Origin of the sequence: Streptomyces sp. HUAS ZL42, assembly GCF_040782645.1 — a bacterium.
Lineage (GTDB): Bacteria > Actinomycetota > Actinomycetes > Streptomycetales > Streptomycetaceae > Streptomyces.
In genome coordinates this window covers 5,454,811-5,479,307 of sequence record NZ_CP160403.1, presented here as the reverse complement: position 1 = coordinate 5,479,307, position 24,497 = coordinate 5,454,811, and the positions used below count along the sequence as shown (strand labels likewise).

Sequence of the window (24,497 nt, the reverse complement as noted above, 5' to 3'; positions counted from 1 at the left end):
GCCGCTCGGCGCCCGCGTCCGCCGTCACAGGGGGCGCGTGCGGATCGTCAGGGTCGTCTCCAGGGTCCTTTCCGTGTCGGGGTCCAGAAGCTTGGCCGGGGCCGGCGGGCGGGGGCCGACCCGGTGGCGGCCGTGGGCGGGCGGCGCCTGCGCGGAGGGTTCACGGGTGTGCCAGGCGTCCGACTTGATCTTCGTGATGGACCAGTACTTTGCCGGGTACACGACGAAGAACATCATCAGCGTGTAGCAGGGCACCAGCAGCGGAGCCGCCAGGCGTTCGGCAAAGCTCAGGCCCGGTCTCAGGATCGCGTAGAAGAGCGTCTCGGCCAGCATGAACACGGCGGCCGTCGCGAAGGCGTGGGGCAGGAAGTCCGCGCTTCCGGTGCGCCAGACGTTGGCGGCGAGGCCGAGATACAGCACGGGCAGCAGGGCTTCCGTGCAGACCTCGATCAGCCGGGTCGCCAGGGAGGCCGTGGGCAGGTTGGTCAGTTCCCAGGGGATGAACCGCCAGCCCGACTTGCCCCAGCGCAGGCGCTGCCGGTAGGTGCCCTTGACGGTGTCGGGCATGTCGGTGGTGACGTAGGCGCGCGGCACGGAGACCACCCGGCCGCGCATCAGGGCGTAGTCGCACAGCTGGCGGTCGTCGCCGTCCTTTCCGGAGGCCAGGTAGTGGCCGAGGTTGTCGAAGAGTACGGGCGCCCGGTACATCGACAGCGCCCCCGAGGTGGGGTTGACGACCCCGAGGGCGGAGCGCAGCCCGCGGCTGAGCACGCAGAAGATGAAGAGGTTGAGGTCGGACAGGCGGGCGAGCAGGCTCGCGTGCCGGTTGCGCACCAGGACGGTCCCCGTGCAGGCCTGGACCCGCCTGTCGTTCATGACCCGGAGCATCTGCCATACGGCGTCCTTGTGGACCTCGGAGTCCGAGTCGACGGTCAGCACGTAGTCGAAGGACTGGCCGTTTCGCCGTATGTGCTCGATCGCCGTGGCCTGGGCGGCCCGTTTGCCGCCGTTGGGCCGGCGGTGCCAGGTGACGAGCGGGTGGTCGAAGGGCACCACGGGGACGGTCGATCCGTCGTCGACGACGTGGATCGCCGCCACCGGCCGGGACTGGTCGATCAGGGAGCGGACCGTGGCGTGCAGGCCCTCCATGTTCTCTTCGTTGTACGAAGGGATGATGGCGACGACGCTTCCCGGGGCCGCGCGCTTGTAGCGACTGCGCAGGGGGAACGCGGCGAGGGCCATGTACAGCAGGACCGACGCCGTGAGCAGGATGTAGTAGATCCCGAGGAAGACACCGGAGACGTGATTGACGGAATGGGTCGCGGCGGCCCAGGCGGCCACCGCTCCCATCACCATCACGGTGGCCGCCGTCTGCAGTGCCTTGCGTAAGGACCTGGGACGCTCAGCCGGCATACCGCTTGTTCCTGGTGGCGTAGCGGTAGGCGAGTCCTCCGGCGACGATCAGGGCCACTGCGGCGGCCGCCACGAGGCTGATGGATGCCGAGACACCCAGAATGGTGAAGCCGACACCGGTCTGCGCCAGAGTCCCTTTTCCGTACATGGGTCGTCGTGTCCTTTCGGTTCGTCGGGTGGTGCGGGAACGCGGGCAGCCGGAATGACAAAGCGATGTTCACACTTCCCCCGCAATTCGCCCCCAAGGCTTCAACAACTCCCGTGACGCACGAAAGCACTGTTGCCGTTTCGCGACATTCGAGCGGTAGTGCGTAAAAAGGTGCGCGCCCCCTACGCACGACGGGCGCCGGCCGTGGGCTCACCGCGGCAGCTGCGTGGCCTGTGCCGTCGTCCGCCTGTCTGCCACCGCCAGGACGAGCGTCACCCCGGCCGACGCCGCCGCCGTCGCGGTCATCGCCGTGGCGGTCATCGCCGTGGCGGGCGAGGTGAGTTGGGCCGCCGTTCCCGCCAGGGCGGCGCCGACGCCCTGCATGGTCAGCATCCCGGCCGAGTGCAACCCCAGTGCGTGGCCGCTCAGTTCGTCCGGGGTGAGGGCGATCAGCCGCTCCTGCTGGACCAGGCTCGCGGCGAAGCCGACGGAAGCCAGCGCCGCGCAGACGGCGGCGACCGGCAGCGCCGGGTGCAGCGCGAAGAGCGTGTACGGCGCGGCCAGGAGCAGCAGGGGCGTGGCGAGACGGGGGCGCAGGGCGGACGGGAGCAGACGGCCCACGGTCACGTCCCCGGCCAGCATGCCCAGCGTCGCGCACGCGAAGAGCGCGCCCGCGGCACCGGGGTCGTACGACACGAACAGGGACTCGCAGCCGACCACCAGGCCGTTGGGGATCCACGGGCCGAGGAGGACGAGGCGGCGCGGGCGGGACGACCACAGCAGGGCGTTGGTGCGCCAGGTCGCCGCGACCGACGGACGGCCGGCCGCGCGGGGCGGGCGGGGCGTCAGACCCAGACGAAGGCCCGCGGACGCGATCGCGTAGAGCAGCGTCGCGAGCAGCAGCGTGGTGCGCGGGGAGAGGACGGTCACCAGGACGCCACCCGTCGCATACCCGGCGATCTGCATGAGCCCGGCCCCGCATGAGCACGACCCAGCTGGTCGCCGTGACCGGGCAGGGGCTCGGGCCGGTCGGACGGCATCTGCGGGTGCTGCTGGACGCGGGGCTGGTGGAGCGGCGGCGGGCGGGGCGGTCGGTGCTGTACGTGCGGACGGCGGCGGCGGGGGACGTGCTGGTGGAGGCGTCCGGGGGTGCGACGGTGGCGGCGTCGGGGGGTGTGACGGTGACGGCGTCCGGGGGTGTGACGGTGGCCGCGTCCGGGGGTGCGACGGTGACGGCCGGGAGTGAGGCGGAGGCCGGGGTGGGGTGTTCCGGGGGCCGGGAGGCCGCAAGGAGGGCTTCATCCGCCGGCGTTAGCATCCGCTCATGACTACAGATGCCAGTGCCTCTCCCCTCGACGTCGACATCGATGCCCTCCAGGGCGGTTCCGCGGGCCTCTCGCAGTACGCGGGCAAGGCCGTGCTCATCGTGAACGTGGCCTCCAAGTGCGGGCTGACCCCGCAGTACTCCGGGCTGGAACGGCTCCACGAGCGCTACACCGCGCAGGGCTTCACCGTGCTCGGCGTGCCGTGCAACCAGTTCCTCGGGCAGGAGCCCGGCAACGCCGAGGAGATCGCCGAGTTCTGCTCGGCCACGTACGGCGTGACCTTCCCGATGACCGAGAAGGTCGAGGTGAACGGGGAGGGCCGGCACGCGCTGTACGAGCGGCTCGTCGGCTTCGCGGACGCCGAGGGACACAGCGGGGACATCCGCTGGAACTTCGAGAAGTTCCTGATCGGGCGGGACGGCTCGGTCGTCGCCCGCTTCTCGCCGCAGACGGAGCCGGAGGCGGCGGAGATCGTGGCCGCGGTGGAGGCCCAGCTGGCGGGTTGACCTTGCCCTTGGGTCAAGGGTGAGCGTCCTTGTCACCGGGCGGAGGAGCCGCCCGGTGACGGAGGATGACGGGGTGGACGACGAGCTGCTCACCATCGGGGCGTTCGCCGCGCGGGCCCGGCTTTCGGCCAAGGCCCTGCGGCTGTACGACCGTCTCGGACTGCTGGCCCCGGCGCACGTCGACGAGGTCAGCGGCTACCGCTACTACCGGGCCCGCCAGGTGGAACGCGCGCGGCTCGTGGCGATGCTGCGCCGGCTGGACATGCCGCTCGCGCGGATCGCCGAGGTGGTCGAGGCGCGGGACGGCGGCGAGGCGGCCGACCGGATCGCGGCGTACTGGGCGGACGTCGAGACGCGGGTGGCGGGGCAGCGGACGCTCGCCGAGTACCTCCGTGGACGGTTGTCCGGGAGGAGCACCGAGATGTACGGGAAGTTCGTGGTCGAGACGGTCGACGTGCCCGAGCAGGTGATGATCACCGAGACGCGGCACACGCTGGCGGACGAGTTGCCGGCGTGGATCGGGGCGTCGCTGGGGCGGTTGGAGGAGGCTGCGCGGGAGTGCGGGGGCACGGTCGCCGCGCCGTACGTCGTGTACCACTCCGAGGTGTCGATGGAGAGCGACGGGCCCGCGGAGGCGTGCGTGCCCGTCGCCGACGAGGCGGCTGCTCGGGCCTGGCTGGAGCGGCAGCGTGGGCGGGGATGGGAGACGGGGGTGCGGGTGGAGCCGGCTCGGCGTCTCGCGTACACGCGGATCACGAAGGCTCAGGTGGCTCATCCGCAGATCCTTGCGGCGTTCGAGGCGGTGGAGGAGTGGATCCGGGGGGAGGGGCTGTCGTACGACGGGCCGTGCAGGGAGGTGTACTTCGCGGAGTGGGATGCGGCCGGGGCGGAGGATGCGGTGTGTGATGTGGCGTTTCCGGTGCGGGGGCCTGCCGGCGGCTAGGGCGGGGTTGGTGCGGGCTCCGGCGTGCGGGTCGGCGCAGAGGTGCCCGTGTTGGGGTGGACGCGGGGTGGGTCGCGCAACCCGGCGCTGACGGGGTGCCGCCCGCGCCCACCCGTGCCGCCCCAGGCGGCACGCGTGCCCGCGGACCGACGCGGGGGCTGAGCGCCGTAGGCGCCCGCGGACCAACGCGTGAGCCCGGCGCCGTACGCACCCGCGGATCAACGCGGGGCCGGGCGTCGTACGCGCCCGCGGGCTGACGGAGTCGCGTTGCACAAGCCGAGCCCCCTCGGCAAGGACGGCGGGCTGGTCGAGAGGGCTCCTTTGCGGTGCTTGTGCAGTTGTCGATTCCCCTACGCCTTGACCGATGCCACGAAGGCGTTCCAGGCGTCGGTGGGGAAGGCCAGCGTGGGGCCCTCGGGGACCTTGGAGTCGCGTACGGCCAGCGCGGCCGTGGACGGGGACTTGACCTCGACGCATGCTCCGTTGCCCGTGGAGTAGGAAGACTTCGTCCACGTTTCCGTGGCGCCCTGCAGGATTGCCATGTTTGCTCCGGTGGCGAGTTGCTGAGTTGCTGACGCCGCACCACCGGCCCCATCGGGCTTCGCGGTACGGATCGCGCCAACGTTTTTGATCGTTGGCGTGATCGACGCTACTCGCCGACCCCTTCATTCGGAGCACGCATTCACTCGACCGGATGGCATATTCCAGGTGAGTCTTCCAGTCAAGCGCATCAGGGGTGTAAGATCCCGCCCGCTCAACCGACTTGGGCTCAGCGTGCGTACTCCTTCGCGACATCCTCGATGAGCTGACGCGACTGATCCACGTTCAGCGCCTGGGCCCTCAAGTGCTCGTACATCACCGTGTACTTCTGCACATCGTGCGCCTTCTCCAGGTACAGGTCGCTGGTGACGCCCTCGATGTACACCACGCTCGAGTCGGCCGCGTCGGCGAACTCCAGGATCGCGTACTGGCCGTTGATCCCCGGATGCGCCCCCACCTCGAACGGCAGCACCTGCACCGTGATGTGCGGAAGCCGGGTGATCTCGACGAGATGCTCCAGCTGCTCACGCATGACCTGCCGGCTCCCCACCACCCGGCGCAGGGACGCCTCGTCCAGCACCGCCCACAGCCGAAGCGGGTTGTTCTCCGTGCCGATCCGTTCCTGCCTGCGGATACGCACCTCGACCCGCTTGTCGATCTCCGCCGCCGAGGTCTCGGGCAACGCCCCCTGAATGATGGCTTCGGCGTACGGCCGCGTCTGCAGCAGCCCGCTGACGATCTGGGGCTCGTAGACCCGCAGTGACTCCGCGTCGGTCTCCAGGCCGATGTACACGCTGTAGGGAATGTCCCCGAAAGCGTGCCACCAGCCCTGCTGGCGCGAGTCCTTCGCCATCTGCATCAGCGACTCGACGATGCGCTGGTCCTCGACCTCGTACACTCCGCACAGGTCACGGACGTCGCGTTGGCTGATGCTGCGCCGGCCGTTCTCGAGGCGGCTGATCTTCGACTGTGACACCAGCAGCCGCTCGGCCACCTCCTCGGCCGTCATGCCCTTGAGCTCACGGAGCCGGCGCAGCTCCTGGCCCAGCCGGCGTCGCCTGACAGTGGGGTTGACATTGGACGCCACGGGACGTGCACCTCCGGCCGCATGTCTTGCATGCCTCTACTTTGCGTATCTGCTGTTGAGCAGATTGCCACCAAGGTGCTTACTACCGCTGGGAAACGTTGGATATGCGGCAGGTACGCGCCAGTTCGGGGCACGGTGGCCGAATGCGGGCGGTTGCGCCGGGGTGTCCGTACATGCGTCCGCGCGGGGCGGTGGGCGTACGCCGTGCCAGGCGTACCGTTCCACCACCCCGCGCGGCCGCGCGGCTCCCGAACGGGTCTTGCTGTCGTGGGACTCCGGCTCAGTGGGCCACGACGCGCGCCATGGATCCGCGGCGCGGTTGCACCGGAACGCCACGAGCGGGTTCCGATGCCGGCCTGGCTCCGGGGGCCGGACGGCCTGCCGTCGCCTGGCTGCGGCGCGGTTGGGCCGCCGCACCGTTCTGGACGTCCATCACGGCGTGCGCGACGAGACCGCCCATGGGGTCGTGCCTGATCAGATCGCGCAACCGGGAGCGGGACGACCGTCCCTCGTTGCCCGGGTACAGGTGCTTGCCGAGACCCACCGCGTGCGCGAGGGCGGCGAGCGCCGCGGTCCGCGGGTCCGGCGGCACGCCGGTGCGGATCGCGGAATCCAGCCGGGCCCTGATCTCCCGGCTGATTTCGGTGTCCGTCGCCTGGTAGCGAGTCGTCGGCAGCACTCCGCACATCTGGCCCGGTACGGCAGCAACCATGCCGCACCGCTCGAGATGCGAGAGGTAGGTCTGACGGAGCCCCAGCCGGGGCCCGCCGATCCAGTGAACAGCCCGTACGGGAGCGCCGCGCCTGCGCAGCAACTCCAACGCACAGTCCAAAGTTGGATCTCCAGTCGGCCGTGGTGCCACCACGGCGATACGATCCCCGTCTGGGGCTATCCGTCCGGCCAGCGCCAGCTCCACTAGCTGTGCTCCGGCCAGACCGAGGTCGAGCGACTGCGGCTGCGCAGTGGTACCCGTGGCCGGGTCCAGTGCCAGCAGCAGAAGCTCCTCCGGAAGTGTTCTGCGGCTCCTGCCCATCCATGCCTCCCCGCGTGGATGAAAGACAGGGTGACCCCTCTCACATTGGTCTGTCGAGGGTGCGTGACCTCTTTGTGAGGGAACCGGCAGGTATGTCGTTCTCGTCTACCGCAGGAGCCAAGCCCTCACACAGGACACTGGTACATGGTTCGGACAGCGCCATGGGCGGGGTTCCGGGCGACGGTTCACGGTTGGTTCGGTAGCGCGCGGAGGCGCGCGCGGCGCATGAAGGAGGCATCGGTGGCGGGCGAGTCCCCCGACAGGTCGAAGCAGCGCGAGTCGTCGGCAGAACCGACGTCGGGGAGCGCGGGTCCGGTTCCCGAGGCCAGGGGCGAGGTGCGCGATCCTCGTCTGGCGGTGAAGCGGGAGGGCGAGCAGTCGTCGTCCGCGTCGCGCAGGGGCGTGGACACGGCGACGCAGGTGCTCTCGATCCGGACGCTGACCGAGGAACGCGAACAGGCCGAGGAGCCCGCTCAGGCGGACGCAGGGGACTCCCGGGGCCCCGAGGACGCCCAGGACGCCGTGAAGCCCTCCGACGCGGAGGAAACACCGGAGAAGGCTGAGAAGGCCCCCGCCACCGCCAAGCCCGACCCGGCGGACGACGCCCGCCTGCGCGCGGCCGTGGCGGCCTGGGTGAGCACCGCGGCCGAGAAGGCGCCGGAGAAGGACGCCGGGCAGACCGTGGAGGACGCGAAGCCGGCCGCGAAGGACGCGGACACCGACACCGACTCGGCCCCGGCGGACTCGAAGCAGGACGCTGAGCCGGCCGCGGTGGACTCGAGGACGAACACCGGGCAGACCGCGGTGGACTCGGAGACCGAGACGGAAACGGCCTCGCAGGACTCGCAGAGCGACGCCGCGAAGACCACGCAGGGCTCCGACACGGACACGGAGGCCGCCGCAGAGGACTCCAAGACCGAGACGAAACCGGCCTCGCAGGACTCGCAGAGCGACGCCGCGAAGACCACGCAGGGCTCCGACACGGACACGGAGGCCGCCGCAGAGGACTCCAAGACCGAGACGAAACCGGCCTCGCAGGACTCACAGAGCTCTGACACGGACACGGAACCCGCCGCAGAGGGCTCGAAGACCGAGACGGAAACGACCTCGCAGGACTCACAGAGCGACGCCGCGAAGACCACGCACAGCTCCGACACGGACACGGAACCCGCCGCGGAGGAGTCGGACGGGGACGCCGGCTCGGCCCCGGAGGACTCGGAGACGGACAACGGGCCCGAGTCCGCCGCAGGCGACAGGACCACTGGCGCGGACCCGCAGGCCGCCGACGGCGAGGACGCCCCACAGGGGCCACCCGCACCCGACGACGAAAGCAGCACGGGTGGTGCGGGTGGGAACGAACCGGCCGAAGGCGAAGCCGAGGACGCCCACCCCGTCGACCAGCCCACCGCCGTCTTCAAGGCCCCCCGCCCCGCGAAGCCCGCCGTCGACCAGCCCACCACCATGCTGAAGCTGGGCGGCGCCACCAAGCCCCCCCAGGACAAGGCCCCGCAGGACAAGGCCCCCCAGGACAAGGCCCCGCAGGACAGGGCACCCAAGCCCGGAGCTCCCGCCGCTCCCGACGTTCCCGCAGCGGAGCGCACCAGCAGGTTCGTCGCGCTGAAGCCCCTCGACGACCCGTCGCCCCGCGCGCCGAAGCCGGCCGAAGCCACCGCCGCCATCCCGCAGGTCGGCCCGGAGCGCACCGCTCAGCAGCCGCTCCCGCCGAAGCCCCCGCTGGACCTGCTGGCGGAGCTGACCAACACGCCGCCGCCCCCGCCGACGCCCCTGCGGACCCTGGCCCGGCGCATCAAGATCTGGACCCCCCTGGTCATCCTGCTCGCGATCGTGTTTGCGATCGCGCAGGCCGTACGCCCCCTCCCCGCCCCCGCGCTCACCCTCACCGCCGACGACTCGTACACGTTCGACGGCGCCAAGGTCGACCTGCCCTGGCCGAGCGAGGGCCAGGGCTGGATGGACGTCAACGGCATCGGCACGATGGGCAGCTTCGGCAAGCAGACGCCGGTGGCCATCGGCTCCGTGGCCAAGGCCATGACCGCGTACGTCGTGCTGAAGGACCACCCGCTGAAGCCGGGTGAGGAGGGTCCGAGCATCACCGTCGACGCGACCGCCGAGAAGGAGGGCGGTTACTACAAGGACGGCGAGTCCACCCTCTACACGGTCAAGGAGAACGACAAGCTCACCGAGAAGCAGGCGCTGTCGGCGATCATGATCCCGTCCGCCAACAACATCGCGCGGCTGCTGGCCCGCTGGGACGCGGGCACCGAGGCGGCGTTCATCAAGAAGATGAACGACACCGCCAAGGAGCTCGGGATGACGAACACGACGTACACCGACGCGTCCGGTCTGAAGGAGACCACCGTCTCCACCGCGCAGGACCAGGTGAAGCTGGGCAACGAGCTGGTGAAGATCCAGGCCCTGATGGACATCACCAAGCTGCCGGAGTGGATCGACCCGTCCGGCATGAAGCACCGCAACTACAACACGCTCGTCCCCTACAACAACGCCCTCGGCATCAAGACCGGCAGCACCACCAAGGCCGGCGGCAACCTGCTGTTCGCCGCGACCAAGGAGGTCGGCGGTCAGACCGTCACGCTGATCGGCGCGATCCTCGGCCAGCACACCATTCCGATCATCGACACGGTCAACGCCGTCAGCAAGACCGCGCTGCTCGCCGCGCAGGACGCGATCACTTCGGCGAAGATCCTGAAGAAGGGCGACGTCGTCGGCTACGTGGACGACAAGCTCGGCGGCCACACCCCCGTCGTGGTCACCAAGGACGTGGCGGCGGTCGGCTGGGCCGGGCTCGAGGTGAAGCTGTCGTTCGAGGCGGACGAGCTGCCGCACTCCGCCGCGTCCGGCACCAAGGTGGGCACGCTCACCGTCGGCGACGGCACCAACGGCGCCGTGCAGGTCCCGGTAGCGCTGGAGAAGGATCTGCTCGAGCCGGGCTTCACGGACAAGCTGACCCGCGTCTCCTGACGCCTGCGTCGAGTCCGTACGCACGCACCCCGCCGGCGGAGCTCCGCGAGGGTTCCCCCCGGCGGGGTGCGTGCTAGCGTCACGAATCGGGACAGGTGGCCGGTCGCTCGGGAAGCGGCCGTGAAGCGTGAGCGAACGGGACGCGGCCAAGAACAGAAAACGGGACACGGGGAGAGTGCCTTCAGGTGGCCACTGCGGAGCCGACACGCGCCGACGACACCGGTCCGGGCCCGGACACCGGCCCGCGAATACGGCTGCCCGCGGGGCCCAGAGGCGACGACCACGGGACCGACGGCACTGACCACCCGGACGGCGCATCCAGACTCGCCGGTGTCCTCGCCGCCCCGCGCGCGTGGACCCGGCATCATCCCGTCCTCTTCGCCACCGGCCTCGCCGGCGCGCTCCACGTCGTCTGGTTCTTCACGTTCGCGAACAGTGGTGGCGATCTCGCGGCGCAGGACGCCTGGGCCGAGTTCGTCGGCCGGTACCCGGACTCGGCGTACAACCTGGCCTGGTACGGCGGTATGCACCCGGTGTCGTACAGCATGGTGTCGCCGTACCTGATGTCGGTGCTGGGCGTCCGTACGACGATGATGATCGCGGGGACGATCTCCGCTGCCCTGCTGACGCTGGTGCTGGTGCGCAGCCGTCCGGTAAGGGATCCCGTGTGGCCGGCGCTGGCGGGCGTCTTCGCGTTCCTCTGCAACGCGGTGTCGGGGCGTGTGACGTACGGCCTGGGCACGATGTTCGCGCTCGCGGCGGTGGCGGTCGTCTTCTGCTGGCCGCACCGCTGGCGCCACAAGCGGTGGGCGAAGGCGCTGTGCGCGGCGCCGCTCGCCGCGCTCGCCACGATGTCGTCGCCGGTCGCGGGCCTGTTCGTGGGCCTGGTGGCCGTCGCGCTGTTCCTCCAGAAGCGGCGTCCGGGCGCATGGGCGCTGGGGCTGGGCCCGACCGCGGTCGTCGCGGTGTCCGCCTTGATGTTCCCCTTCTCCGGAACCCAGCCGATGTCCTTCGGCTCGGCGATACTGCCGCTGCTGTTCTCGGCCGTCGTCTTCGCCGTCGTACCGCGCGACTGGAAGACCGTACGGATCACGGCGGCGGTGTACGGCCTTGCGGTCCTGGGGGTGTGGATCGTCAGCTCCCAGATCGGTTCCAACATCACACGGCTCGCGATGTTGTTCGCCGGTGTGGTGCTCACGGCCGCGCTGCCGTTCGCCGTGCCGCGCAGCCGCAAGTGGTACGCGATCGTGCTGTCCCTGGTCGCGTTCGGCACCTGGATCGGCTTCAAGTCGGTCGACGACGTCGTCCATACGACCCCGGCGGCGTCCTGGGCGCGCGAGCTGGCTCCGCTCGTCAACGAACTGCAGGAGGTCGGCGCGGAGAAGGGCCGCGTCGAGGTCGTACCGGCCCGCTCCCACCGCGAGGCCTCCGCGCTCTCCCCCTACGTCAACCTGGCCCGCGGCTGGAACCGCCAGGCCGACATGGAGCGCAACCCGCTCTTCTACGACGACACGCTCAACTCGGCGAACTACCACGAGTGGCTCAAGCGGTGGGCCGTGCACTTCGTCGTGCTGCCCAAGGACGAGCCGGACGGCGACGGTGGACAGCGGGAGCGGGAGCTGGTCCAGCGGGGCATGCCGTATCTGAAGCAGATCTGGGGCGACGCGAACTGGCAGCTGTTCCGGGTGACCGATCCGACGCCGCTCGCCGAGCCGAACGCGGTCGTCGAGCGGCTCGGGCAGACCGAGGTGACGATGGATGTGAGCGAGCCGGGACGGATCCTCGTCCGCATCCCGTACTCGCCGTGGCTGAGCATCGTCGACGCGGAGGGCAAGAAGCTGGACCCGCCGCGGGAGACGGACGAGTCCAAGGAGCGGGCCGAGGGCACGCCGAAGACGTACGAGAACCTGAACGGGTGTCTGTTCGAGACGGAGGAGGATGCGAAGGGGGACAAGTGGACGATGCTGGTCGCTCCGCGGGCGGGGACGTATCGGTTGGCGGCGCCGTATGGCGTGCCTCGGGGGACTCCTTGCCCTGATGAGCTGCGGTGATCGTCGGTCGGTGCGGGTGACTCGGTCGGCTGTGAAGTCACCCGCCCGGACTCGGTTGGATGAGGGGGACTTGGCGCGTCACCTCAGCTCCGCCACATAGCGGTCCGTTCCCGGGATCGTCGGGATGAACGGGGCCACCAGTTCCACCTTTCCCAGCCCCGACTCCTCGACCTCCCGGCCCAGGTCCGTGAAGTGGGACTCCCAGCACTCCCTCGGATCCGCCTCCAGGAACCAGAGCAGCGTGAGGCGGGTGTCCACGCCCTCCACCTGCTTGACGTACGTCATGCGGTCGCCGGGGAGGGGGGTCGGGCGGAACACCGTGACCATGGCGGCAGGTGAGCCCGCGACGCGCTTCGGGAGGTGGCGGGAGCGGAGCCACTCGAGGAGTTGCGTGCGCTGTTCGGGAGAGTCCGCGTCGAGCACCTCCACCACCAGGCCCGCGTACGGGTGGTCGAGGGCGTGGAAGTCCCGCGGGCCCGCCGCGCCGTCCCGGTAGACCGTCGTCTCGTGGTCCTGGAACGCCGTGAAGACGTGGGTACGGTCCTGGTAGACGCGGGCGTCGCGGTTGAGGCGCTTGTTGATGGCGACGGTCCACTTCATGTGGTCGGCGTACCGGCCGGCCGTGATCCAGTACGTGGAGATGTAACAGCCGGCGGTCACGGGCTGGGCTATCGCCGACTTCTCCGGGTAGCGCAGGAGTTGGAGGTCGCGGGTGGCGACCCAGCGGCGGCCCGCGTACATCCAGGGCATGGCCATCGCGCCGGCGTAGTAGTGGTCGTCCTCGTACCAGCGGTTGTAGGCGTACTCGTGGCCCAGGTGCGGCTCCACCATGGTGATCAGGGCGTGGCCGGGGCGGACACCGTACGGGCCCACGGCGGCCAGCTCGGCGTAGACCTCGCTGCGCGTGTCGTCGTCGGTCGGCATGAGCGCTCCCCTTTCTCTTCCTTCCTCCTGCGGTCGCCCATACTCTGACGCTCCGTCAGATAATGCGCCAGCCCTGAGGCCGGGGAGGGATCCGATGTCACTGCTCGCGGGCAAGACCGTCGTCGTATCGGGGGTCGGGGCCGGGCTCGGCCACCGGGTCGCGGCCGCCGTCGTACGGGACGGAGGGAATGCCGTGCTCGGGGCCCGGACCGAGGCCAACCTCGCCAAGAGTGCCGCCGAGATCGATCCGGACGGGGCGCGCACGGCGTACCGGGCGACCGACATCACCGACGAGGGGCAGTGCGAGGCGCTGGCGGGGCTGGCGCGGGAGCGGTTCGGGGGTATCGACGCCGTGGTGCATGTGGCGGCGTGGGACTCCTACTTCGGCGGGCTCGCGGACGCCGACTTCGCGACCTGGCAGTCCGTGATCGACGTCAATCTGCTGGGGACGCTGCGGATGACACGGGCCTGCCTGCCGGCGTTGAAGGTGTGCGGGGGGTCGGTCGTCTTCATCGGGACCCAGTCGGCGGTCGCCGCGCCCTCGCAGGTGCGGCAGGCGGCATACGCGGCCTCCAAAGGGGCGCTGACGAGCGCGATGTACTCGCTGGCGCGGGAGCTCGGGCCGCACCGGATCCGGGTCAACACCGTGCTGCCGGGGTGGATGTGGGGGCCGCCGGTCCAGGCGTATGTGCAGTTCAGCGCGCAGACGGAGGGGGTGCCGGAGGGTGAGGTGCTGGGGCGGCTCACCGAGCGGATGGCCCTGCCGGATCTGGCCACGGACGGGGATGTCGCGGATGCGGCGGTGTTCCTCGCCTCGGACCGGGCGCGCGCCATCACCGGGCAGTCGCTGCTGGTGAACGCCGGGGAGCTGATGCGCTGACCTGTTCTTTTCAGCCAACCTGGAGTTCATATACGTAAACTCAGGTCACCGCGCGGAACTATTTTACCCCCTCTTGACCTACCCCTTCCTTGCCGTGCGCATGCCACCGAACCCAGAGTTCACATGCCTGACCCTGGCGGCGGACCCTGGAAGGGGGCTCATGAACGGTCTCGACTGGGCCGTGCTCATCGGCTACTTCGGTGTGATGGTCGCGATCGGCGTCTGGTCGCACAAGCGGGTGGACGACGTCAGCGACTTCTTCACGGCGGGCGGGAAGATGCCGTGGTGGCTGTCCGGCATCTCGCACCACATGTCGGGCTACAGCGCGGTGATGTTCACCGGGTACGCGGGCATCGCCTACAGCTACGGCGTGACGTCCTTCGTGACCTGGTCCTTCCCGATCGCCCTGGGCATCGCCATCGGGTCGAAGCTGTTCGCGCCGCGTATCAACCGGCTGCGGTCGCGGCTGCGTGTGGCGTCCCCGCTGGAATATCTGAAGAACCGTTACAACCTGGCCACGCAGCAGGCGTTGGCCTGGTCCGGGATGCTGCTGAAGATCGTGGACGTGGGCGCGAAGTGGGCCGCCATCGCGACGCTGCTGTCCGTCTTCACGGGTATATCGCTGAACCAGGGCATCCTCATCACCGGTGCGATCACCGCCGTCTACTGCACGATCGGCGGCCTGTGGGCGGACGCGCTGACGGAGTTGGGCCAGTTCGTCATCCAACTCCTCGCCGGAATCGCGATGTTCGTGGCCGTCGTACTCAAACTGAACGACAAGGGCATCGGGTTCCTCGGAGCGTGGGACGAGCCGGCGCTGCAGGGGCATGGGAAGCCGCTGGTGGGGCCGTACGGGACGGTCTTCCTGCTCGCGTTCCTCTTCATCAAGCTCTTCGAGTACAACGGCGGCATGCTCAACCAGGCGCAGCGGTACATGGCCACGGCGACCCCGCGTGAGGCGGAGCGGTCGGCGCGGCTGTCGGCCGTGCTGTGGCTGGTGTGGCCGCTCGTGCTGTTCTTCCCCATGTGGATGTCGCCGCTGCTGGTCACGTCGCAGAAGACGGACGGCTCGGACTCGTACGCCCTGATGACCGAACAGCTGCTGCCGCACGGGCTGTTGGGGCTGGTCATCGTCGGGTTCTTCTCGCACACGATGGCGATGTGCTCGTCGGACGCGAACGCGATCGCCGCGGTGTTCACACGGGACTGTGCGCCGGTGGTGTGGGCGCGGGCGCGGGCTTGGAGTCAGCGTTCGGGCCTGCTCGCGGCGCGGGTGACCACCGTCGTGTTCCTCGGGCTGTCCATGGCCGCGGCGACGCAGGTGAACTCGCCGACGTTCAAGGACATCATCACCGTCGTCATCAGGTGGGTGGCCGGGTTGATGGGGCCGATGGCGATTCCGATGATGCTGGGGCTGCTGCGGCCGTTCCGGCGGTCGGGGCCGACGGCTGCGCTGGTGAGCTGGTCGATGGGGTTGCTGGCCTTCTGGCTGGTCAACTATCCGATCAGCTGGAACGTCGACGGTGGGGTGCCGTTGCAGTACCAGGTGTCGGTGCCGCTGGCGGTGTCGCTCGTGCTGTACGTCCTCGTCGGGTTCCTGAAGCCGGAGGACACGCCGGAGCGCCTGGCGATCATCGAGCGGATCAACTCGGACGGGGACGGGGCGGCTGCGGCGATCCCGGTTCCGGTGGGCGGGGCCGCGGATGCGTCGCCGGTGAAGAACGACGCGGGGTTGTGAGGTGCGGGGGGTTGGTGCGGGCCTGAGGTGGGCCGCGCAACCCGGCGCTACCGGGGTGCCGCCCGCGCCCACCCTCCCACGCCCTTAAGGCAGTGGGGGAGGCACGCATGCCCGCGGCTGGACGGAACTCAGCCCGTCCGGCGTTTGAGGACGAGGCCGTTCAGGCCGATCGGGGTCGAAGGGGCGGAGCCCCTGGGAGGGGACGGGTAGGGGCGGCGGGGGCGAAACCCGTCCCCTCAGCCCGCGCCCGCGGCTGGACGCGAATCAGCCCGTCCCGCCCCGCGGATATCGTGCCAGCCAGCCCGGCGATGCCCCTGCGGGGCCGTGCAGAGCCGGGCCCTGGGTCATCTCCATCGCGAAGTCGTCCGCCAGTTCCAGGACGGTGGGCCGGCCCTCCAGCTCGGCCAGCCAGGCCGGGGGGAGGGCCGTCTCGCCGTGGAGGGCGCCGAGCAGGCCGCCGGTCAGGGCGGCGGTCGTGGCGGAGGGGCCGGAATGGTTCACGGCCAGGCGCAGACCGTGGCGGACGTCCTCCGCGACGAGGGCGCAGTACACGGCGGCCGCCAGCACCCCGTCCGCCGTACCGTTTCCGGCGAGTTCCTCCACCCTGGCCGGAGTCGGTATCCCCTGCCGTACGGCGCCCAGCGCATGCTGGAGGGCGTCCGACACGGGCTGGTGACCGGGCCGGGCGGCGAGGAGGGCGAGCGCGCGCTGCACGGCCGCGTCGAGGTTCTCTCCGAGGGCCAGCGCGTGTACGACGACGGCGTACCCGCCCGCCGCGAGGCAGGCGGTGGGGTGGCCGTGGGTCTGGGCCGCGCACTCCACGGCCAGCTGCGCCACCAGTTGCGGCTCCCAGCCGACGAGCAGCCCGAAGGGGGCGGAGCGGGCGGCCGCCTCGGGGCCGAGCTCGCCGGGGTTCTTGGGCGCGTCCAGCGTGCCCATGGTCTCGTCGCCCAGGCCGAGCAGCAGGGCCCGGGGCGGATCCCGCCGGGCGTACAGCCACTCCTCGCGTGCCAGCCAGCCGTCGTCCTTGCGGCGCTCGTCGGGGCCCCAGTCGTGCTGGGTGGCGGCCCAGCGCAGATACGCCCGGTGCAGATCGGTCGGCGGGTGCCAGGCGCCGGTGTCGCGGCGGACCTGGGCGCGGATCAGCCCGTCCACGGTGAACAGGGTGAGCTGGGTGAGGTGGGTGACGACGCCACGCCGTCCGTAGGCGGGGGCGAGGTCGACGACGCCCTCCGCGCCGTACGTCTCCCTGATCACGTCGAGGGCGGGCCCGTCGACGGGCGCCCCGAGCGCGTCCCCGACAGCAGCGCCGAGCAGCGTGCCGCGCACCCGGCTGCGGAAGTCCTGCTGCTCGGTACGGCCCCAGACGGCGCCGGCTGTCGCACCCACCAAGACCTCCCAAGGGCACCGTCCGCACGTACGACGTTCGCCACTGTAATCGACCGGGAACGGTCGGTTCAGGGGGCGGAATGGTATGTGAGGTGTGCCGAAGTGGTCCCGGGAGGTCAGTTATCACCCGTCCCAGGTGACATTGCAGGAGTAGACGCACTCATGGCGTGGTACGGCCAGAAAGCTGATGAAACCGCGCCCGCCGGTGACGTACTCGGCACTCGGGTTGTAGTCCCATGCCCAATCCGTCACAGCCCAGCCTCCGCCTCGGCCGCCTTCCGGATCGCCTGGATCTCAGCGATGGCCTCTGCCGGGTCCTGCTCCCCCGCGTCCACGATCCGCTCCAGCTCACGCAGCCGGGCGGCGCGTTCCGGATGCCGTTCGATCGCCACGAACACCGCCCAGGAGTGCACGAAGGCTCGCAGCGGTGCAAGGCTCTGCGTCTGCTGAGCATTTGTCGTGGCCTCGAAGAGGTGCTGCGTGAGGGCCGGGACCCGGCTCGACGCGATGCGCATGACCGCTGCCCGCAGGGCGTCCGGGGTGAGTTCGGGCATGGGGATCAGCGGTCCGTTCGGGCCGTCGGTCTGGGCGCTCACGGTGACCTCCGGTGCGGGGGGCTCGGTCGTCGTACGGTACCGGCGGAGTCGGTGGCGCGGTGCTCGGGCAGCGCTTGTCATGGGGCTCGGTTCCCGTCTCTACGCCGCCGCGCCGGACAACCGGGTCGCACGGCAGTCGCGGCAGTTGCCTGGCTGCGGGGCACGGAACGCACGGTCGCAGCCGTCGCAGTTCTGGAGGGGGTCGGGGCGGGCGGCCTCCGGCACGGGCTCGAGGGGTGGAGGCAGGAGGGCGGTAAGGCGGTGGGCCAGGAAGCCCACCGGGTGGCGTACACCTTCCGGCGGAAGCCCGGCCGCGAGCGTTCGCTGTACGTCGTCGGGGGCTACGCCTCGCTCCAGCCAGGCGGCCACGGCGGGGGCGAGGCGGTGTACGTCGCGCTCGGCGAGGTGGAGGCGGGGGTCGCGGGCGCGGAGTCCCACGAGGACGTTGCGGGCGGTGCGGTGGATGGGCAGGTCCGGGGCGGGCAGCGGCGCGACCGGGGCCGGATGTTCCGGCTCCTTGGGGTCCGGGGCCGGTTCGCGCCGGGGAGCGGGTGTCGCGTGGGCCGTGCGCTTCTGGGGCTTGTTGTACGAGGTCGTACGCGTCACGATCCGTCCCGTCGGCAGTCGCTCCTTGGTGCGGGACAGGTAGCCGTGCTTCTCCAGCTCCCTCAGGGCCGAGGCGATCCGCGTCTCGCCCTCGGGGAACTTGGCCGCAAGGGTCTTGATCCCGACGAGGGTTCCGGTCGGAAGCGACTGGATGTGGACCGCCAGGCCGATGGCCGTCAGCGACAGGTCGGGGTGTTGGGCGAGGTGGTTTCCGACGACCGTGAACTCTTCGTCGTGGCGTTCGTCCACGTGGCCAACTCCGAGGCGGGAACGGGCGGACCGGGGGCGCGCGTGCGCGCTAAGCTGCTGCTCAGTCATCGGGAAGCTCTCTTCTTCCTCGGTGAACAGGCCCTCGTTCGGGATTGGCGTCCCGGCGGGGGCCGTTTCATGTGTGCGGTTGTCTGTCGAGGCTGACGCTGCCCGACCAATTCGCCGACAGCCAGCCGAATTGAACGCCATCACTCGACCGGGTGACCAGGGGCGCGTTGGTGACGGGCTGGGTGGGGCGGTTGGTTCTTTCCCCGGTTCTTTGTCTTTGGCCTCGGGCGAGGCCGGGTCACTGATCCGCGCGATCCGGCGCCAGTTCGGCCCACACCGTCTTGCAGTTGGGCGGAGCCTCGTCGACGCCCCAGCGGTCCGCGTACGCCGCCACCAGTCGCAGCCCACGGCCCGATTCCGCGTCCACGGCGACCGAGTCCGGGATACGCGGCACCCGGTCGCCTCGGGCGTCGGTCACCTCGATACGGAGGGTGCCGTCGGTATGCAGCCGGAGCACCAGCCGGAAGTCCCGTCCCCTGACGCGTCCATGGAGCACGGCATTCGAGCTCAGTTCGGCAACGACCTGTACCGCGTCCTCAAAGGGCATGCCCCACTCACAGAGTTGACGTTCTGTGAGCAGCCGTGCGAGTCGGGCACCTCTTCGAGTGGCGGACAACTGAACCGTGAAGTGGTGGGCAGCGAGGGTTACTTGGGTGAGGGATTCCTGGCTCATGTCACCCAGCGTGGCCACGCGTACCTACGCTGAACAGCAACGACCCCAGTACGGACCGTGACTGTCCGGACGTGGGGCCGGTCCGTACGGCTCGTACGACGGGAGGGGCGAAGGTGGAGGACGAGGAAGCAGCGGCCGTACTCAGGACGGTCGGTCGGCAGATCAAGATGTGGCGTGAGCCGGCCGGGCTGACGCAGGCAGAGCTCGGGGACGCGATCGGATACGGAGGGGAGATGGTCTCGTCGGTGGAACGGGGCCGGCGGATTCCCAAGCCGGACTTCCTGGACAAGGCCGATGAGGTCCTGGGCGCGGGCGGGAAGCTCTCCGCGATGAAGGAGGACGTGGAGCGGGCCCGGTATCCGAAGAAGGTGCGGGATCTGGCGAAGCTGGAGGACGAGGCGGTGGAGTTGGGGGCGTACGCCAACCACAACATGCATGGCCTGCTCCAGACGCCGGAGTACGCACGGGCGTTGTACGGGAGGCGGCGGCCCGCATTCACTGAGGACGAGATCGACCGCCACGTCTCAGCCCGCGTGGCACGGCAGCGCGTCTTCGAGCGTGTACCCCCGCCGCTTCTCACATTCGTCCTGGAAGAGGTGACGCTCCGCAGGCCCATCGGGGGCAGAATGCTGCTGCGACAACAGCTCGAACATCTGCTTGAGATCAGCAAGTTGCGCCACGTCGAGATCCAGGTGATGCCCACGGATCGAGAGGACCACGCGGGTATGGGCGGCCCGCTTCAGCTGCTGAAACTCCGAGACGGTAAGACGCTGGGACACTCGGAGGGCCAGCTGTACAACCGTGTGATCAGTGATCCCCGGGAAGTCCAGATCCTGGAGATGCGCTATGGAATGATCCGGGCGCAGGCTCTGACACCCCGGGAGTCACTGGCCTTCATCGGGAAAGTAATGGGAGAAGAGACATGACCTCCGCGCTTGAGTGGTTCAAGAGCAGCTACAGCAGCAACGACGGTCCTGAGTGCGTCGAGGTCGCCATAGCCCCCGCCGACGCCACCGTCCACGTACGCGACTCCAAGGACCGAGACGGCGCACGGCTCGCGTTCACGGACGACTCGTGGGCCACGTTCGTCACCTACGCAACCGGACACTGACCTACGCCGCAAAGCGAGTCTGAAAGGCGTCTCGGGCCGTTATGACCCGGGCCAGGCGGGGACGATGAGCGCCGGTTCGGCGTCGGGGCAGCCTGTCGGTGGACTCTGTCAAGGTGTGCCTCATGGATGAACTGGTGGAACGTGTCGACGATCAGGGCCGTGTGCTGGGGGTGGTCGGCCGTCGGCAGGCCGTCCAGGAAGGTTGGCTGCACCGGATCGCTTCGACGGTGTGCCGGGATGGGCGAGGTCGGGTTCTCATCCACCGGCGGTCGGAGCAGCTGTTGCGGTTTCCCGGGCACTACGAGGCCGTGGTCGGAGGCGCGGTGAAAGTCGGCGAGTCCTATGAACAGGCAGCGGCCCGGGAACTGGCCGAGGAGCTGGGCGTTCGTGTGCCGGTGCGCTTGCTGTTCGCGTTCATCAACCGCAGCGGTCTGAGTCCTCACTGGCTCGGCATGCACGAAGCCGTGGTGCCGGACGCCGTGGTCCCCGACCCTGATGAGGTCGCCTGGCACGGCTGGCTGACCGAGCCGGAGCTGCGGCGGGCCCTGCGGGAGTGGCGCTTCACCCCCGACAGCCACGAAGCCTTCGGCCGGTATCTCGCGTTCCGGGCAGCGCGGCCCTGACCTTGGCGCCCACGGGCAGGAGCTCCCGCTTGCGGCCAACGCGGCTTGTGGGAGCCACTGATCATGGTAGGCGGTACGGATGTTTGGTCGACTCCCTCTCGTTGAGCAGCTCGATGGCTTGCGGTCCGTGCTCTCCGCCCCGTCGCCCCGCCGCCGGTGGGCGGGGAACGGCGCCTGCGATTCTCAACGAACGAGGCAGCGAAGGGATGGAGGCGAGCTGGAGGCCGAGGCACCGGGGACCACGCGACGCTACTTCGAGGCAGTGCCCACCGAGTAGCTCCTCGGGGAGCGGGGTCGTGCTGCTGGTCGTCCAACTGCCGCTGCGTGTGCCGGAGTCGGCTACCTGACCACCGTCACCTTCGTCCCCGTCGTTCCGAAGGACCACAGGGCCGTCCCGTCCGCCTTGGGCATGCGGATGCCGCCCGTCTGCACGCCGGACGCCGGTGGCGGCGAGGAGCCGTCGACGGCGTTGGAGAAGGCGATGTTCACACCGGACTTGGCGGTGAAGTAGACGATGTGCTCGATCTGCACGCCGTCGGAGCCCGTCGTCGCGTCCTTGCGCGTGGAGACGGTGTAGGTGCCGGGTTCGGGGCTCACCGTGCCGGGCCAGACGGTGAACGTGCGGCCGGCGGCGTCGCTCGCGTCCACCAGCCACACCCGGTGCTGCCCGAGCGAGTAGACGATGCGGCGTCCCGTGCCCGATCCGTCGGGCACGGCGGCCGGTGCGGTGGACTTCGTGGGCGTCGGCTGCGTGCTCGCGGACGCCGAGGCGCTCGGCCGGGCCGCCGTGGCCGTGGGATGCGGCCCCCGATCGGCCTGTACGGCCAGGACGGTGACCGCGGCGACCGCTCCCACGGTCAGGCCGGTGACCCAGGCCCACGAGGGAAGCCGTAGGGCAGGCACGGGCACGCATCTCCTCAGCTACGGGACCCCTCCAGCAGGGGTCCGATCATCGTACTGTGAGCCCCCCGCCGCTCAGTCCAGCACCGGCAGCAGCTCCGGCAGATGCCCGTCCGAGGCCGCCGCCACCCGCTGCCGCTCCTCCGGCACCTCGCCGTACACCGTCGTACGCGGCTTCGCCGGCCGCCCGGCCGCCTCCGCCACCGCGACCAGGTCCTTGACCGACTTGTACGAGCCGTAGGACGAACCCGCCATCCGCGAGATCGTCTCCTCCATCAGCGTGCCGCCCAGGTCGTTCGCCCCGGAGCGGAGCATCTCCGCCGCGCCCTCCGTGCCCAGCTTCACCCAGCTGGTCTGGATGTTGGGGATCCACGGGTGCAGCAACAGCCTCGCCATCGCCGTCACCGCACGGTTGTCGCGGGTCGTCGGGCCCGGGCGGGCGATCCCCGCCAGGTACACCGGCGCGTTGGTGTGGATGAAGGGGAGGGTGACGAACTCCGTGAAACCGCCCGTCTGTCGCTGGATCCGGGACAGCGTGCGCAGATGGCCGAGCCAGTGCCTCGGCTGGTCCACATGGCCGTACATCATCGTCGAGCTCGACCTGATGCCCAGCTCGTGCGCCGTCGTGATCACCTCGATCCAGGTCGCCGTCGGCAGCTTGCCCTTGGTCAGGACCCAGCGGACCTCGTCGTCGAGGATCTCGGCCGCCGTGCCCGGGATCGTGTCGAGCCCGGCCTCCTTGGCCGCCGTCAGCCACTCGCGGATCGAAAGACCCGTCCTCGTCGCGCCGTTGACGACCTCCATCGGGGAGAAGGCGTGCACGTGCATGCCGGGAACCCGCTCCTTCACCGCCTTCGCGATGTCGAAGTACGCCGTGCCGGGCAGGTCCGGATGGATGCCGCCCTGCATGCAGACCTCCACCGCGCCCACGTCCCAGGCCTGTTGGGCACGCTCGGCGACCTGCTCCAGGGAGAGCGTGTAGGCGTCGGCGTCGGTGCGGCGCTGCGCGAAGGCGCAGAAACGGCAGCCCGTGTAGCAGACGTTGGTGAAGTTGATGTTCCGCGTGACGATGTACGTCACGTCGTCGCCGACCGCCGCCCTGCGCACGTCGTCCGCGATGCGGGTGAGCGCGTCGAGGGCCGGGCCGTCGGCGTGCAGCAACGCCAGCGCCTCCTCGTCGGTCAGCTTCGTGGGGTCGTCGGCCGCCGTGGCCAGCGCCGCCCGTACGTCCGTGTCGATGCGCTCGGGCACCATGCCGGGGGCGGCCGCCTCGCGCAGGGCGCCCCAGTCGCCGTACACCTCGTCGAAGTCGTCGCGGCGGTCGGACGTACGGCCCTCGGTGTCGATGGTGCGGTGCAGGTCCGTACGCCCGGAGGACTCGAAGGCCTCCTCCGGCTCCTGCCACGGATGCCCCTCGACGACGGCGTCCGGTCGCGCGAGCCCCGTCTCCGGGTCCGCGAGCGCCCGTACGTGCGGTCGCAGCCGCGGGTCCAGCCAGGGCTCGCCGCGCTGCACGAACTCCGGGTACACGCACAGCCGTTCCCGCAGCTCGAAGCCGGCGGCGCGGGAGCGCGCGGCCAGCTCCTCGATCTGCGGCCAGGGGCGTTCGGGGTTGACGTGGTCGATGGTCAGCGGCGACACCCCGCCCCAGTCGTCGATGCCGGCGGCGATGAGCCGCTCGTACTCGGAGTCGACCAGGTTGGGCGGGGCCTGCAGACAGGCGGACGGGCCCATGACGTGGCGGGCGACGGCCACGGTGGCGACCAGCTCGTCGAGTTCCGCGTCGGGCATGCCGCGCATGGCCGTGTCCGGCTTGGCGCGGAAGTTCTGGATGATCAGTTCCTGGACGCCGTGGTGGGCGCGGGAGATCTTCCGGAGGGCGAAGAGGGACTCGGCGCGCTCCTCGTACGTCTCGCCGATGCCGATGAGGATGCCCGAGGTGAAGGGGACGGAGGAGCGGCCGGCGTCCTCGAGGACGCGCAGGCGCACGGCCGGCTCCTTGTCCGGGGAGCCGTGGTGGGGGCCGCCGGGCTCGGACCACAGCCGGGTCGCGGTGGTCTCCAGCATCATCCCCATGCTCGGCGCGACGGGCTTGAGCCGCTGGAAGTCGGTCCACGTCATGACGCCCGGGTTGAGGTGGGGCAGCAGCCCCGTCTCCTCGAGGATCCGGACCGAGATGGCGCGGACGTAGGCGATGGTGTCGTCGTAGCCGTGCGCGTCCAGCCACTCCCGCGCCTCCGGCCAGCGGTCCTCGGGTTTGTCGCCGAGGGTGATGAGGGCTTCCTTGCAGCCCAGCGAGGCGCCCTTGCGGGCGATGTCGAGGACCTCGTCGGGGGACATGAACATCCCGTGCCCGGCCCGCCTGAGCTTCCCGGGAACGGTGACGAAGGTGCAGTAGTGACACTTGTCCCGGCACAACCGGGTCAAGGGGATGAAGACACTCTTCGAGTACGTGATGACGCCGGGCCGGCCGGCGGCCTCGAGGCCCGCGTCCCGCACCCGTGCGGCGGACGCGGCGAGGTCCTCGAGGGCCTCGCCGCGGGCCTGGAGCAGGACGGCCGCCTCGGAGACGTCGAGGGCGACGCCGTCACGGGCGCGTTTGAGGGCGCGACGCATGGAGTTCTCGGTGGGGCCGGTTCCGGAGGTCGCGGAAGTCGTCATTCTTTGAGCATACGTTCGAGCTGATCAGGGCG

At 70.3% G+C, this 24,497-nt stretch carries 22 protein-coding genes and 2 pseudogenes; 10 read left to right on the top strand and 14 right to left on the bottom strand.

Annotated elements, in window-relative coordinates; genetic code table 11:
• Positions 1-24: 24 nt before the first annotated feature.
• The 3 genes and pseudogenes from ABZO29_RS25300 to ABZO29_RS25290 all read right to left on the bottom strand — a co-directional run.
• Positions 25-1,413 (bottom strand): glycosyltransferase, encoded by a 1,389-nt coding sequence (locus ABZO29_RS25300; protein ID WP_367322467.1) that lies wholly within the window; start codon positions 1,411-1,413, stop codon positions 25-27.
• Entirely contained in the window at positions 1,403-1,561 is a 159-nt protein-coding gene (locus ABZO29_RS25295) for a hypothetical protein (protein ID WP_367322466.1), read from the bottom strand. Before ABZO29_RS25295 ends, ABZO29_RS25300 begins: the two co-directional genes overlap by 11 nt.
• A 210-nt stretch (positions 1,562-1,771) precedes the next feature.
• A pseudogene (locus ABZO29_RS25290) lies at positions 1,772-2,536 on the bottom strand (MFS transporter); the annotation flags it as partial.
• A gap of 5 nt (positions 2,537-2,541) precedes the next feature.
• On the opposite strand from ABZO29_RS25290, the pseudogene ABZO29_RS25285 reads away from it, so the two are divergent.
• The 3 genes and pseudogenes from ABZO29_RS25285 to ABZO29_RS25275 form a co-directional block, all read left to right on the top strand.
• Positions 2,542-2,889, top strand: a pseudogene (locus ABZO29_RS25285) (winged helix-turn-helix domain-containing protein); the annotation flags it as partial.
• Positions 2,886-3,392 (top strand): glutathione peroxidase, encoded by a 507-nt coding sequence (locus ABZO29_RS25280; protein WP_367322465.1) that lies wholly within the window; start codon positions 2,886-2,888, stop codon positions 3,390-3,392. The pseudogene ABZO29_RS25285 and the gene ABZO29_RS25280, both read left to right, overlap by 4 nt.
• 55 nt (positions 3,393-3,447) lie before the next feature.
• Positions 3,448-4,335: a MerR family transcriptional regulator gene (locus ABZO29_RS25275; protein WP_367322464.1), complete on the top strand. Its 888-nt coding sequence runs from the start codon at positions 3,448-3,450 to the stop codon at positions 4,333-4,335.
• Positions 4,336-4,685: 350 nt separating this feature from the next.
• Here ABZO29_RS25275 and ABZO29_RS25270 read toward each other — a convergent pair whose 3' ends face one another.
• The 3 genes from ABZO29_RS25270 to ABZO29_RS25260 form a co-directional block, all read right to left on the bottom strand.
• The gene (locus tag ABZO29_RS25270; protein ID WP_367322463.1) at positions 4,686-4,877 is read right to left on the bottom strand and encodes a DUF397 domain-containing protein; all 192 of its coding nucleotides are present in this window, start codon (positions 4,875-4,877) and stop codon (positions 4,686-4,688) included.
• A 227-nt stretch (positions 4,878-5,104) separates the two neighbouring features.
• Positions 5,105-5,962, bottom strand: coding sequence for a helix-turn-helix domain-containing protein (locus tag ABZO29_RS25265; RefSeq protein ID WP_367322462.1), 858 nt, complete (start codon positions 5,960-5,962; stop codon positions 5,105-5,107).
• 280 nt (positions 5,963-6,242) lie between these two features.
• The gene (locus tag ABZO29_RS25260; protein WP_367322461.1) at positions 6,243-6,995 is read right to left on the bottom strand and encodes a GPP34 family phosphoprotein; all 753 of its coding nucleotides are present in this window, start codon (positions 6,993-6,995) and stop codon (positions 6,243-6,245) included.
• Positions 6,996-7,220: 225 nt separating this feature from the next.
• Here ABZO29_RS25260 and ABZO29_RS25255 point away from each other — a divergent pair, with 225 nt between their 5' ends.
• Together ABZO29_RS25255 and ABZO29_RS25250 are read left to right on the top strand one after the other, a co-directional pair.
• Positions 7,221-9,995 (top strand): D-alanyl-D-alanine carboxypeptidase, encoded by a 2,775-nt coding sequence (locus ABZO29_RS25255; RefSeq protein ID WP_367322460.1) that lies wholly within the window; start codon positions 7,221-7,223, stop codon positions 9,993-9,995.
• Positions 9,996-10,180: 185 nt separating this feature from the next.
• On the top strand, positions 10,181-12,046 hold the full coding sequence (locus ABZO29_RS25250) for an MFS transporter (protein ID WP_367322459.1): 1,866 nt from the start codon (positions 10,181-10,183) through the stop codon (positions 12,044-12,046).
• A gap of 78 nt (positions 12,047-12,124) precedes the next feature.
• On the opposite strand, the gene ABZO29_RS25245 is transcribed toward ABZO29_RS25250, so the two are convergent.
• On the bottom strand, positions 12,125-12,970 hold the full coding sequence (locus ABZO29_RS25245; RefSeq protein ID WP_367322458.1) for a hypothetical protein: 846 nt from the start codon (positions 12,968-12,970) through the stop codon (positions 12,125-12,127).
• 94 nt (positions 12,971-13,064) lie between these two features.
• Here ABZO29_RS25245 and ABZO29_RS25240 point away from each other — a divergent pair, with 94 nt between their 5' ends.
• Together ABZO29_RS25240 and ABZO29_RS25235 are read left to right on the top strand one after the other, a co-directional pair.
• Positions 13,065-13,850: an SDR family oxidoreductase gene (locus ABZO29_RS25240; protein ID WP_367322457.1), complete on the top strand. Its 786-nt coding sequence runs from the start codon at positions 13,065-13,067 to the stop codon at positions 13,848-13,850.
• Positions 13,851-14,010: 160 nt separating this feature from the next.
• A complete protein-coding gene (locus ABZO29_RS25235) occupies positions 14,011-15,588 on the top strand; it encodes a sodium:solute symporter family protein (RefSeq protein ID WP_367322456.1) in 1,578 nt (525 codons plus the stop codon).
• A 264-nt stretch (positions 15,589-15,852) separates the two neighbouring features.
• Here the strand turns inward: ABZO29_RS25235 and ABZO29_RS25230 are convergent, their stop codons facing one another.
• From ABZO29_RS25230 to ABZO29_RS25210, 5 genes are all read right to left on the bottom strand, one after another.
• The gene (locus ABZO29_RS25230; protein ID WP_367322455.1) at positions 15,853-16,977 is read right to left on the bottom strand and encodes an ADP-ribosylglycohydrolase family protein; all 1,125 of its coding nucleotides are present in this window, start codon (positions 16,975-16,977) and stop codon (positions 15,853-15,855) included.
• Positions 16,978-17,100: 123 nt separating this feature from the next.
• Complete coding sequence (locus ABZO29_RS25225) at positions 17,101-17,229, bottom strand: hypothetical protein (protein WP_367322454.1); 129 nt, start codon at positions 17,227-17,229, stop codon at positions 17,101-17,103.
• Positions 17,226-17,573 (bottom strand): DUF6247 family protein, encoded by a 348-nt coding sequence (locus ABZO29_RS25220; RefSeq protein WP_367322453.1) that lies wholly within the window; start codon positions 17,571-17,573, stop codon positions 17,226-17,228. The genes ABZO29_RS25225 and ABZO29_RS25220 overlap by 4 nt, the downstream gene beginning before the upstream one ends.
• Positions 17,574-17,672: 99 nt before the next feature.
• Entirely contained in the window at positions 17,673-18,497 is an 825-nt protein-coding gene (locus ABZO29_RS25215) for a helix-turn-helix domain-containing protein (protein WP_367322452.1), read from the bottom strand.
• Between the two features lie 238 nt (positions 18,498-18,735).
• Positions 18,736-19,170, bottom strand: a complete 435-nt coding sequence (locus ABZO29_RS25210; protein WP_367322451.1) for an ATP-binding protein — start codon at positions 19,168-19,170, stop codon at positions 18,736-18,738.
• A gap of 113 nt (positions 19,171-19,283) precedes the next feature.
• Here ABZO29_RS25210 and ABZO29_RS25205 point away from each other — a divergent pair, with 113 nt between their 5' ends.
• The 3 genes from ABZO29_RS25205 to ABZO29_RS25195 all read left to right on the top strand — a co-directional run bounded on the left by ABZO29_RS25205 (position 19,284) and on the right by ABZO29_RS25195 (position 20,904).
• A complete protein-coding gene (locus ABZO29_RS25205; protein WP_367322450.1) occupies positions 19,284-20,096 on the top strand; it encodes a helix-turn-helix transcriptional regulator in 813 nt (270 codons plus the stop codon).
• Positions 20,093-20,281: a DUF397 domain-containing protein gene (locus ABZO29_RS25200; protein ID WP_367322449.1), complete on the top strand. Its 189-nt coding sequence runs from the start codon at positions 20,093-20,095 to the stop codon at positions 20,279-20,281. Before ABZO29_RS25205 ends, ABZO29_RS25200 begins: the two co-directional genes overlap by 4 nt.
• Positions 20,282-20,403: 122 nt before the next feature.
• Entirely contained in the window at positions 20,404-20,904 is a 501-nt protein-coding gene (locus ABZO29_RS25195; protein WP_367322448.1) for an NUDIX hydrolase, read from the top strand.
• A 339-nt stretch (positions 20,905-21,243) separates the two neighbouring features.
• Here ABZO29_RS25195 and ABZO29_RS25190 read toward each other — a convergent pair whose 3' ends face one another.
• Entirely contained in the window at positions 21,244-21,813 is a 570-nt protein-coding gene (locus ABZO29_RS25190; protein WP_367322447.1) for a hypothetical protein, read from the bottom strand.
• 66 nt (positions 21,814-21,879) lie between these two features.
• Complete coding sequence (locus tag ABZO29_RS25185) at positions 21,880-24,465, bottom strand: bifunctional FO biosynthesis protein CofGH (RefSeq protein WP_367322446.1); 2,586 nt, start codon at positions 24,463-24,465, stop codon at positions 21,880-21,882.
• Between the last annotated feature and the right edge of the window lie 32 nt (positions 24,466-24,497).